The sequence below is a fragment of the Gammaproteobacteria bacterium genome, from assembly GCA_013003425.1.
GTDB lineage: Bacteria > Pseudomonadota > Gammaproteobacteria > Steroidobacterales > JABDKV01 > JABDJB01.
The window spans coordinates 1-11,318 of the sequence record JABDJB010000088.1 but is presented as its reverse complement, the minus strand read 5'-3'; the positions used below and the strand labels follow the sequence as shown (position 1 = coordinate 11,318).

The 11,318-nt window shown below is 63.1% G+C and carries 11 protein-coding genes; 4 read left to right on the top strand and 7 right to left on the bottom strand.

Annotation, left to right across the window (positions count from 1 at the left end; translation table 11 throughout):
- Positions 1 to 25 precede the first annotated feature (25 nt).
- Positions 26 to 910: an acyl-CoA thioesterase II gene (gene tesB / locus HKN06_12280; protein NNF62086.1), complete on the top strand. Its 885-nt coding sequence runs from the start codon at positions 26 to 28 to the stop codon at positions 908 to 910.
- A 124-nt stretch (positions 911 to 1,034) separates the two neighbouring features.
- Entirely contained in the window at positions 1,035 to 1,763 is a 729-nt protein-coding gene (locus HKN06_12275; protein ID NNF62085.1) for an OmpA family protein, read from the top strand.
- Between the two features lie 59 nt (positions 1,764 to 1,822).
- Here HKN06_12275 and HKN06_12270 read toward each other — a convergent pair whose 3' ends face one another.
- Positions 1,823 to 3,838 carry a TonB-dependent receptor gene (locus HKN06_12270; protein ID NNF62084.1) on the bottom strand — a complete coding sequence of 672 codons (2,016 nt, stop codon included), beginning with the start codon at positions 3,836 to 3,838 and terminating at the stop codon, positions 1,823 to 1,825.
- A gap of 67 nt (positions 3,839 to 3,905) precedes the next feature.
- Here HKN06_12270 and HKN06_12265 point away from each other — a divergent pair, with 67 nt between their 5' ends.
- The gene (locus tag HKN06_12265) at positions 3,906 to 4,619 is read left to right on the top strand and encodes an HAD family hydrolase (protein NNF62083.1); all 714 of its coding nucleotides are present in this window, start codon (positions 3,906 to 3,908) and stop codon (positions 4,617 to 4,619) included.
- Positions 4,619 to 5,518 carry an aminotransferase IV gene (locus tag HKN06_12260; protein ID NNF62082.1) on the top strand — a complete coding sequence of 300 codons (900 nt, stop codon included), beginning with the start codon at positions 4,619 to 4,621 and terminating at the stop codon, positions 5,516 to 5,518. Before HKN06_12265 ends, HKN06_12260 begins: the two co-directional genes overlap by 1 nt.
- On the opposite strand, the gene HKN06_12255 is transcribed toward HKN06_12260, so the two are convergent.
- From HKN06_12255 to HKN06_12230, 6 genes are all read right to left on the bottom strand, one after another.
- The gene (locus tag HKN06_12255) at positions 5,503 to 6,141 is read right to left on the bottom strand and encodes a hypothetical protein (protein ID NNF62081.1); all 639 of its coding nucleotides are present in this window, start codon (positions 6,139 to 6,141) and stop codon (positions 5,503 to 5,505) included. The genes HKN06_12260 and HKN06_12255 overlap by 16 nt on opposite strands.
- 66 nt (positions 6,142 to 6,207) lie before the next feature.
- Positions 6,208 to 7,917, bottom strand: coding sequence for a tetratricopeptide repeat protein (locus HKN06_12250; protein NNF62080.1), 1,710 nt, complete (start codon positions 7,915 to 7,917; stop codon positions 6,208 to 6,210).
- Entirely contained in the window at positions 7,910 to 8,602 is a 693-nt protein-coding gene (locus HKN06_12245; GenBank protein ID NNF62079.1) for an energy transducer TonB, read from the bottom strand. Before HKN06_12245 ends, HKN06_12250 begins: the two co-directional genes overlap by 8 nt.
- Before the next feature lie 2 nt (positions 8,603 to 8,604).
- Positions 8,605 to 9,861, bottom strand: coding sequence for a hypothetical protein (locus tag HKN06_12240; GenBank protein NNF62078.1), 1,257 nt, complete (start codon positions 9,859 to 9,861; stop codon positions 8,605 to 8,607).
- Positions 9,858 to 10,601 (bottom strand): DUF3450 domain-containing protein, encoded by a 744-nt coding sequence (locus HKN06_12235; GenBank protein ID NNF62077.1) that lies wholly within the window; start codon positions 10,599 to 10,601, stop codon positions 9,858 to 9,860. Before HKN06_12235 ends, HKN06_12240 begins: the two co-directional genes overlap by 4 nt.
- A complete protein-coding gene (locus HKN06_12230) occupies positions 10,601 to 11,293 on the bottom strand; it encodes a rhomboid family intramembrane serine protease (GenBank protein NNF62076.1) in 693 nt (230 codons plus the stop codon). Before HKN06_12230 ends, HKN06_12235 begins: the two co-directional genes overlap by 1 nt.
- Positions 11,294 to 11,318 lie beyond the last annotated feature (25 nt).

The window sequence follows — 11,318 nt, the reverse complement described above, 5'->3', positions numbered from 1 at the left end:
GGCGAGTAACTGTACGAGGCCTGCAATGACCGGTGCACTCGAAGACCTGATAAAGCTGCTGCGACTGGAGCGGCTGGAAAAAAACCTGTTCCGCGGTCAAAGCCGCGATATTGGCAGCCCGCGCGTTTTTGGTGGCCAGGTGCTGGGTCAGGCGCTGTCGGCCGCGCAGCAAACAGTGGAGGGACGCCGGGTACATTCGCTGCATGCCTATTTCCTGCGTGCCGGCGACGTCAATGCACCGATTGTGTACGACGTCGATCGCAGTCGTGACGGACGCACCTTTACCAGCCGCCGCGTGGTCGCGATTCAGCATGGCCAGCAGATTTTTCATCTGGCGGCATCATTCCAGCTGCCCGAAGAGGGATTCGAACACCAGGACGAGATGCCCGATGTGCCGGGCCCGGAGGAACTTGCCGATGCCAGCTCCTACCATCCGGAAGGCGAAGTGCCGGACAAGCTGAGTCGTTTCATGTCGCGACAGCGACCGTTCGAATTCCGCCCGGTGCAGACACCGGCTTTTCTGACCGAGGAAAAGGCGCCGCCGCGCCAGCAATTCTGGTTTCGCACCACCGCGGCGGTTGCTGATGAGCACGGACTGCATACGACGCTGCTGTCGTACGTGTCTGACTACGGTCTCATCGGAACCGCGACCATGCCGCATGGCATTTCTTTTCCCAAAGGCAATGTACAGCTGGCCAGCCTCGATCACGCCATGTGGTTTCATCGCCATGCACGCATCGACGACTGGTTGCTGTACGACTGTGACAGCCCCAGCGCTTCGGGTGCCCGTGGCCTGGCACGTGGGCAGGTCTACGCACGCGACGGCCGGCTGGTCGCATCGACGGCCCAGGAGGGCCTGATCCGCGTCTGGTCGCTGCAGGAGATGCGCCGGCAGCGCAACGAGAGCTGATCGCCTTCCGCCAGATTTGCACACAATCTGTCGCCGGCCGGCCACGATTGGGGTGCCGTTCTGCCTCTTTGTCACGCTGAAATTGATGCCGTAAGCAATTTCGCTAACCCGACAGAGGTGTCAAATGAAGAAACTTTTAGCAATAGCCCTGCTGGGCATGGCCCTGCCTGCTGCACAGGCAGAGGTCTCACAGACGACAGCGCAAAATATCGGCATCAGCAGCGGCATGGTCGTCGGTGCCGTAGCCGCCGGTCCGGTGGGTGCGATTATCGGTGCGGCCGTTGGTGCCCATTATGCCGACAACGTAAAGCGCGCCGGCCAGGTGCCCGGGCTGAAAAGCAACCTCGCGGCAACCAGTGGCGAACTCGAACAGGCCCGCACCCGCGTTGCACGCCTGAATCGCAGCCTGTTCGACACCCGTGCCGAACTGGCGCAGCTGGGTGAGGAAATGTCCGGTTTGTTGCTCGAGCGTGCCGCGGTGGAAGGGCTGCAGATGGAAGTGCTCTATCCGACCGGCAAGAGCAAACTGTCAGACAGCGCGAAAGCGCGGCTGCAGAGGCTGGCCGAACTGCTGGAAAAGTTGCCCGATATGACTGTCCGGCTGGACGGCTACGCAGACCCGCGCGGTGATGCCAGTTACAACGAAGACCTGTCCCGTCACCGGGCAGAGGCAGTGCGTGATGCGCTGATTGCTGCCGGCATCGCCGCCGAGCGAATTGCGCTTCATGCTCATGGTGAAGGAACGTCGGTTTCCGGTGCGGGCGACCTTGATGCTTATGCTTTTGAACGGATGGTGCGGGTACGGCTGTTCGATGCCGGCAACGATGCCACCCAGGTCGCGCAACAGGACTGATTCTCTCTGGCAGTGTTCCCCGCTGCCCCTGGGGCGGGCCCGCGCGGTCCGCCCCTTTCTTATTCGCTCCGCCAGTGCAGGTCGAGGTACAGGCTGCGCCGGCGACCGGGGAAATAGCGCTCGGTGCCAAAGGCAAAATCAGCGCGCTCGGCGTATAGCGTGTCGCCGGCGTTGACCAGGCGGGCGCGCAGCATCCAGTTGTTTCCCAGCTCCTGCTGCGCATAGACGTTTAGCAGATCATGACCGGGGTAGCGACGTGACCCGGCCGCATCCATGCTGTAGCTGCCCAGATGCAGCCACTCCAGCGTCAATGCGCCACCGGGCTGGTACTGCCAGCGCAGCCGCGTCGTCGCAATGTGTTGTGGCGCCGTATCGATTTGCGCGCCGCTGCGAATGACTTCACCGCGTGCGGCGGCGCTGTCGAAATCATAGCGGTGAAGATTGTTGCTCAGGTCGGCATCGAGCCGGAGACGCGGGTGCAGCACTGCGCCAAATGCCGCTTCGATGCCGTGATGCCGGCTGCGCCCGTCACTGATGTTGAAGCCGTCTGCATCGCGCAGGATGTAGTTCTTCTTGCGGCTGGCGTAACCGGTCAGCTCCAGTGACGTCCGCCGGCCCGAGACCCGCAGTCCTGCTTCGAAGTTATCGATTACTTCGCTGTCAATTTCTGCAGTGTCCTGGCCGCGCTGCAAGCGGTACAGTTCCGTGGCCTGGGGTGGACGAAACCCGCGCCCGGCCTGCAGCCACCACACCAGGTGGTCGGCGGGGCGAACGCTGAGCGCCAGCCGCGGCGCCGCATTGAAAAAACGGTCGTTTCGGTCGGCCGGGCGGTTGTAGAGGCAGCCGCCGAACCCGCACGCGCTGCCATCGTCGCGCAGGTTGCCGTCGGCGGCGTGATTGTCGTAGCGGTAGCCAAGCGTCTCGGCGCGCAACGCCAGGCGCAGATTCATGCTGGCGGTCAGTGCACGGGTTGCGTCCAGCCATAGCGCCGCCAGGAATGAGTCGGCGTCGTAATCGTAGTGGGTTCCGCTCGGGCGTGTCTCACGCAGAAAGTCCGACCCGTCTGTCGCTGCCCCCTGCGATTGCCGCAGCCAGCCGCGGGCGTACTCGGCATCACCGCCGGCCCGGACCTGCCACTGGCCGGCGGAATAGACACGCTGAACCGTCACGCCCGCGCTGCGCTGTCCGTTCTGTTCCAGCGGCTGACCCGGCAGGAAGTGCTGCAGAAACTGCATCCGTGAATTGCGGGCATAAATGCTGACCGGCCAGCTCCCGTCCCAGCTCATGCTGAGGCGCTGCGCATCGGCGTCGCGAAATGCCTCCGGGTTGGGGTTCGTAGTGCGCAGCGTTTCATTTCGCCAGGCTTCTGCGCCAGTTATAAAGCCGGCAGTTTCCTGCTGCAGGCGGGTGGCAGCCAGGCGCAGACGCGGCAGCTCACCGCCGCCGGCAAAGAAGTTGAGCTTCGCCTGGTCGTAGCCTGAGTCATCGCGAAAGCCGCCATCGTGCTCGGCATTCAGCAACAGCATGGCGTTGCCGTGCAAAGCGTGTTCCAGCCGTGTGCGGAAATAATCGTCAGGCCCCGCGCCGAGCGTCAAAGAGTCAGGCCGCGCCGTATCCATCCGCACGTTGATTGCGCCGTGCAGTGCATTGGCGCCCCAGACGGCGCTGGCCGGCCCGCGCGCGACCTCAATAGCCTGCGCCTGGCCGGTGTTGAGCTCGAACGCCTGGTTGACGTTGCAAAAACCGGCCGGACGAATCGGTATCCCGTCTTCCATGAACAGGAATGCACCGCATGAGCCGGCGCCGGTCAGTACCGGCGAGCGAATAGCGGTCAGCTGTTCCTGACCGCTGCCGCGGCTGATCCATGTGCCGGGCGCATGGAAGGCCAGTTCGCCCAGATGCTGGTGCATGCCCGCGGCGATTGTGTTGGCGTCGATGTGTGCCAGTGCGAGACCGGCTTCAGCCAGCGGCACCGGCGCCCGGGTGGCCGTCACCACCAGGGTTTCGAGCTGGTCTGCCGCGGCCGTCGTGGCGTGCAGCAGCAGGATGGCTGACAACAGGTTTGCATGGCGCATGATTCGCGCCATCATGCCTGCCGGGAGGCAGAACATGAAGCACGCAGCCGCGCCAAAGCGGATCGCCATGTGGTCGGGGCCACGCAATATCTCGACCGCCATGATGCGGGCCTGGGAAAACCGCAGTGACACCATTGTGGTCGACGAGCCGTTTTATGCCTGCTACCTGGCGCAATCCGGACACGACCATCCCGGCCGCGATGAGGTGATGGCAGCGCTGTCATGCGACTGGCGCACGGTGATCAGCCAGCTGGCATCTCCGTTGCCGGATGGCATCACAATCCAGTACCAGAAGCAGATGACACATCACCTGGACGACAGTGTCTCGCTCGACTGGCTCGATAGCGTGCAAAACTGTTTCCTTATCCGCCGTCCGCGCAACATGCTGGCGTCATTGCTGCGCGTGCTACCCGATGCCGGTATCGACGAGACCGGTCTGCCGCAGCAGCGCCGCCTGTTCGAGCATGTCCGTGCCGCCACCGGGGTTGTGCCGCCGGTGATTGACTCGGCCGATGTGCTGCGTGACCCGGCGGGGACGCTGGCCACTCTTTGCCGGGCACTGGCGGTCGACTTCAGCGAGAAAATGCTGCACTGGCCCGCCGGACCGCGTGACAGCGACGGCGTCTGGGCACGTTTCTGGTATGCATCGGTTGAACGCTCAACCGGTTTTGCGCCGTACCGGCAAGCCGAACCGGAAATTCCGCCGGTAAAGAACGATGTGCTGGCGCAGTGCGAGGAGCACTATGAAGTGATGGCGCAATACAGGCTGGAGGCTACCTGATGCTGCAACAAAACGACTCCCGTAACGAGGACATCATTGTCAACGTCAATGGCGAACTGGTGACGCGGGCGGCTGCCGCGATCAGCCCGTTCGACTCTGCGGTACAAAATGGTGATGCCGTGTGGGAGGGGCTGCGCCTTTACGGTGGTCGTATCTTTCGCCTCGAACAGCACCTGGACCGCCTGGCTGCATCAGCAGCGGCGCTGGAATATGAGGGCTATCCTTCGCGCGAGTGGTTAATCGAGCAGATTTGCCGCACGCTGGCGGCCAACAACATGAGCGATGGCGTGCACATCAGGCTGACCGTCAGCCGTGGTATCAAGTACACCAGCGGGCTGGATCCGCGTGTCAACAATGCGGGCACAACGCTGATCATCCTGGCCGAGCACAAGTCTCCGGTTTATGACCAGGATGGCTTGTTCTTTGTTACCGCGAGGACACGGCGCATTCCACCGCAGTGTCTTGACCAGAAAATTCACTCATGCAATCAGCTCAATTCAATCCTGGCCAAGATCGAGGCCAATCACGCCGGCGCGGACGATGCGTTGATGCTGGACGTGCGCGGGTACCTTGCCGAGACCAACGCCACCAATGTATTTGTAGTCAGCAACGGGGTGGTGCTGACGTCGACTACTGACTCCTGTCCGGAGGGCGTGACCCGTTCGGCAGTGCTCGAGTTGTGTGCTCTTCATGATATCCCGCACGAGGTGCGCGATGTGAGTGCGGCTGAGATTGCTGGCGCTGATGAGGTTTTCTGCACCGGCACGATGGGCGAGGTTGTCGGGGTGGTGCGTATCGATGACACGCACTACGGAGATGGTTTAGTCGGTCCGGTCACCGCCCGTATTGCGGCTTTGTACTCGCAGTTGACCGCGTCCGAGGGCTATCGGGTGGCCTGATCCTCGGTAAACACGCCGAGCGCGCCCTGGCGAACCGTCAGCATGCCATCAGAGTCCCATGGCTTGCGGCTGCAGAACTCGCTGGCAGAGCCCAGCTCCTTGTCGCGCAACACCGGCATCGTGATCGCACCATTACCGATTTCGGCTACCGGGGCGGCGGCGCTAAACCAGATATCCGCGCCCGGTGCGCCGGCATAAAGCGGGTTTGTCGATCCGTTACGAACGACTTTACCGCCAACCCACGCACGCTGCGCGCTGCTGTCGAGTACGGCGCAGGTGACCTCGGCGCGGATATCGATGGTACCCGCAGCGAGATCGGCGCTGTGCTCAAACCAGCCTTCAATCGTTCCGCTGGCGTATTCCGTAACGCTGAACCGAAACGTCACTGTTATCTCGTCGTTGGCGGCAAGGCCGCGGCCAAAACTGAGTGCAGCCATGTCAGGCTTCGATGGCACGATCTTGGTCGGCCCGGCATAGGGCCGTTTTTCCGGTGGCAGTTCCGCCGCACCGGTCGCTGCCGGGTTGGCATCATCCGCTGCTGCTGATGAAGTACCGCTGCCGCCGGTGGCGCATCCGCCAGCCAGCACCACTGCTATCAGTATCAGGTTTGTCTTTTTGAACATCTGTCTAATCACGGCAAGCCAGCCGCAGATGTTGCTTGTAGTGCCTGCCGGCGTCAATGCGTTTGTTTACAGAATGCCTATTTGCAGCTCGATGATTGCATCACTGCGGTCGCTGCCACGGTGCAGTACGATTTGCCGCGCCTCACCACTGGGGCCGTAACCAGCCGCAAGTGCGTCGCGGTGCAGCTGCTGCCAGGCATCGGGCAAACCGTTCCAGGGGCCTTTGTAGCGCCGCCATACGCACCTGAACTGATCCAGGGTGCCGGTACCAAACTCGGCCCTGGCTGGCGTTGTGCGCCGAATGGGCGCCGCGACACCAACGTCGATTGCGTTGGCCGGCGCACTTATGTCGCCGGTTACGGTGACATGCAGCGGCCCGGTCCACTCAATCCGTTCGCGCCGCGTAATTCGCGCCAGCCTGTCAACCATTTCGAGCGCAGTCTCGGTGAGCCTGTTGGCGGTAGTGGTGCGTACGGTCGTATACACACGCAGCCTTGGCACCGTTTTTACGTCGACTGGTGTGGTTACAGTTACAGGATCGGTGGTGTCCGCAATCGTCTCGGCAACTTCCGTTGCTGTCTCGCCTTGTCGGGTATCAAGTGTGGGCTGACGGGCGGCAAGGTAGTCGAGCCACTCGGTGGCACTGCGATACACGCCACCAAATTCACTCGCCGAAGTGAACGCTCGTTTTGCTGCAGCGGTTTTGCCTTGCGCAATCAGTAACTGGCCCAGCAATAACAGCGCGCGACCACGCACCGCGCCTTCGGCACCCGGTGATGACGCCCGACGCAGCGCGTCGAGCGCCATGTCGTCGATACCGAGTACAGCGGCCAGTTCAGCAAACTCCAGCCATGCTGCGGGATCGTCGGCAACCTGTGCGCGGGCACGCAGCGCATCGAGTGCGCCCCGATCGTCGCCGGCGCGCAGCAATACCTGTGCCAGCCAGTGCCAATGCTGTGAATCGGGTTGCTGCTGCACCAGCGGGATGAGCCACTGGGCTGCCAGGTCCGGTGTTCCATAGTCGAGGTGCAGCTGAATCAGGCGCAGCCAGTCATCCTGTTCCGTTATCAGCCCCGTCAGTGCCGCGGTCTGCAGGGTCGCCAGCGCGCGAGCGTTGTCTCCGGCGGCGCGATAAAGGGCGGCAAGCTGCACCCATTCGGCAACTTCATCGGGTTGCCGGTCGAGCAGGCGCAGTTGCAACGGTGCCGCGGCACCGGGCTGCCCGGCTTTGTAAAACGCGTGAACTGCAAAGCGCAGCCATTGCTCGGGCGCATCGCCCGTTGCAACAGCACGGGCCGCGGCCTGCGCGGCGGCACGCGGGTTATCGGTGGCAAGCAGGCTCGCGGCGAGTGTCATGATCACTTCGGCATCTGCGTCGTCACCACGGGTGGCGGCCTGCAGCAGCGGGATGGCATCGTCGTGCCGGCCGGTCAGCGCATAAAGCTGACCCAGGTTGAGCTGCATCTGGGTTGTTGCCAGGGGAGACAGGCCATCCAGCGCCAGTGCCTGTTCGAAACGGGTTATCGCTGCGGCTGTATCACCCGCGGCGATACCGCGTTGTGCCAGTTGGCGTAACAACAAGGCGCGGCCATAGTTGTCCAGGCCGCCTGCCTGCAGCAGCTGTTGCGCATCAGCCTGTTCGGCCGGTTTTTCCTGCAACAGCCGTACCTTCGACTGGTACGGGCCCTCGGTCGACACCCGGCCGCTGGACCTGGTCTGTGCTGCCGCTGCCTGGCAGCTCAGCAACACGATGATAATTAACAGTCGGCTAATCATCCCAGAGATAAATGTCCTGAATATCTTCAAGTCGAAAACGAAACAGCTGGGTCGCTTCGCGTGCCACAGGTTTGCCGTCGACGCGGTAGGGTGGATAAAGCCAGCGTGACATGGCGGCGACGGCGGCATCCTCGAATATGCCGCGCGGGCGGGCATCGAGTATGCGGATGTTCTCGACGCGACCCTCGCCGGTTATAACAAATATCAGTTCGACCCAACCTTCGATTTCGCGCGCGGCAGCAGAACGCGGGTAGCGTGGTCGCGCGCTGCTGATCGGCACCAGGTCCTTGCCATCGAACCCCTCGGCTCCGGCGGCGAACGCGCCCAGTGCGTTGCCACCGGCAACGCCGGCGACCAGGCCGGGTGACTGCAGCCGGCCGGACACTGCAATTGCCAGGTCAAGCTGAGGCACCTGTGCTGCCGGTGTCGGAAACTCCAGTGGCGCGATTGAGATTGCCGGCGTGCTGGCCTGCCGTGGCGTCAGCTGGCGTGGCGCCGTCTGCTTTGTGACCGGCGGTGGTGGTGGAGGTGGCGGTTCCTCCACCGCAACGACGCGCTCGAGCATGGTTACCGGTTGCGCCGCTGGCGGGCGGGTTGTGCCGGCATCGATCAACAGCTGCATCAGGTGAAAAAGGATCACCGTGATCAGCGCGGCCAGCAATATTGATGTGATCCGCCGTTGCATGATCAGACGCCGTGACGCTCGGCTATCAAAGCCGGGACCGTACTGTCGAGCTTGTGAATGTGGCTGTTGGCCAGCGCCAGCAGCCAGCGCTGCCCGAGTAACAGCGGAATCGCCACCGCCAGCCCGAGCAGTGTTGTACTGAGCGCCTGCGAGACGCCGTCAGCCATCAGCACCGGGTCACCGCTGCCGTAAATGCGCAACGAATGAAACGTCACGATCATGCCGGTAACGGTTCCCAGCAGGCCCAGCAGCGGTGCGACGCCGATGATGACGGTCAGCATGCCGTGGCCCCATTGGGTGTGACGCGCCTCGCGCCGTACCCGGGCATTGAGCCAGCCGGCAACGCTTTCGGGGTCTTCATCCTGGTGCGCTCGCAGCGCCGCGCGCAGGCGCTGGCTGGCGCTGCCGGCACCACCGACACGTTCTGACCGCAGAATGAACTGCAGGCGTAAAAGACGCAGCGCCAGTACAACAAGGCCCAGCAGGCCCAGCAGCACGATGACCAGGCCGATCGGTCCCGATGAGCGCACCGCGGTGAGTACTGAATGATCGGGCAGGGTGGATTGCGTTGCCAGCAGGAAGGTTACCGGCACCGTTGCGTCACGCGCTGTGCTCGCGGTACTGCGACGATCGGGCCTGTCCGATATCGTCCGGTAAACACCGGCCAGGCGGTCGTATTCGACCATGTCATCCGGCGCGATTCCCAGAACATGGCCGACTCGTGTAATCGCGAGTGTCTGCAACTCACCGGGCGCAGTCTGCACCGGTAGCTCAGCCTGTGATTGCGTTGCCGAGCTGGTGAGCGCGACGTGCAGTGCTTCCCACAGGCCGGCCAGCGCGTCCAGATCTAGCGCCGTGGTGCTCGTGGCCAGCTGCGTCAGGTCAGTTTCAAGCGGGGGCGGCCGGGTCGGAATGGCACGCAGGATGCCAATCAGGTCGCCGGCTGTCTGCCGCGCCGTCGTGTAAACATCGCGGACCGCGACGGTTTGTTGCACCAGCGCGGCGCGTCTTTGTTCCAGCGTTGCAGTCAGCTCTGCCAGCTGCGACTCCAGTTCGCGCGTTTGCCGCTCGTCGCGGCTGGCCTGCTGCTTTGCCGCGCGCAGCTGTGCCCGAGTAGCGGCCAGTCGCGCGCGTTGCTGCTCCAGCCGGTCGGCATCGCGTGCCTGCTGGTTACCTGAAAGCGCGGACACATCGGGAGCCTGCCAGGCAACGGATACCGATGACGCAAGGATCAGCAATACAAGGAGCGCCGGCTTCATGAGTCTTCCAGCCGCAGCGGCAGGGTGACAGGTCGCGGCGAGGCAGTTTGTCGAATAACCCGAATGCCGGCACGCACCTGGCCCGGGTCTGCACTGCCCTCGATCCAGCGTCCCTGTCGCGGGTCCCAGTAGCCGGCATCCCTGTCATCGGGCGTGACATACCAGAGTCCGGCGCGGCCCAGCCGCAGTACCTCGACCTGCCGGCTTCCGCGTGGTCCGGAAATCAGCTGTTGTGAAACCGCATTCGTCGAGCCCAGCCTGATTTCATCGAGGTACGCAGCGACAACGGCCTGGTATTTTTCAGTAACACTCAGGCTGGCGCTGCGCAGTGCCACGCGCAGGTCAACGAGACGCGCACGGCGCTGGTCCTGATCGAATGGAAGATCCAGAGCGACAAATTGTTCCAGCGCCCCCACCATTGCCGTCAACAAGCGCAGCAAACCTGTTTGTGTTTCATTAACCGCCGCTATCTGATCCTCGACAGCCGTGAGTCCGTCACGCAGCAAGGACAGTTGTTGCTGCAGCTGCTGTTGCTGCAACGCGCCGGCCGACCCGGTCTGCTTTACCAGGTTGAGTTCTTCGGTAGCCTGCCGGCGTTGTTCATACAGCCGGTCAATCTGCTGTTGCGCTGACAGCGCCTGGCGATTGAGTTGCAGCGTTTGTTCGATTGCCTGCGAAGGAGTCTGCGCCTGGCTGGTGACTGTGAGCAGCAGCAGCAGCGCCAGGGTCGCCAGGCGCATCAGCGCACCCGGGGTTGTAATAACGGAAAGCCGCGTTGCCGGAACAACGGGATCAATGCGGCGCCGGCAACAAAGCCACCGAGGTGCGCGCGGAAGGCGACGCCGGCCGATCCAGGCGGACTCATCAGTTCGCTGAGCAGCTGCATGCCGAACCACAGGCCCAGTATCCAGCCGGCGGGCAGGCGCATCGTGTGCAGGTAGAAACCCAGCGGCACGCCAACCAGAACACGTGCGTGGGGATAGAGCAGCAGGTAGGCACCGAGCACGCCCGAAATCGCGCCGCTGGCGCCGATCATGGGAATGGTGGAGTCCGGTTCCGGTATCGCCTGGGCCAGAGCTGCCGCCGTGCCGCACAGCAGGTAGAACAAAACGAAGCGAACGTGGCCCATGCTGTCTTCTACATTGTCGCCAAACACCCACAGGTAGAGCATGTTGCCCAGGAAGTGGGCCCAGCCGCCATGCAGGAACATCGACGTGATGACCGTCAGCTCAGCCGGTATTACCGCTATGTCCGGGCTCAGCACCGCATCGCCAAGCAGCGTGGCCGGGATCACGCCGAAGGCAAACACTGCCTGCTGGCCGCCGGCGCCGAGGCTCAGCTGCCACAGGAAGGTCAGCGCGCAGCCACCGATGAACAGGTAGGTGAACAGCGGCCGGATGGCGGATGGGTTGTCGTCGTGCAGGGGAATCATGCGTGCAGATCTGGCGCCGGACCGG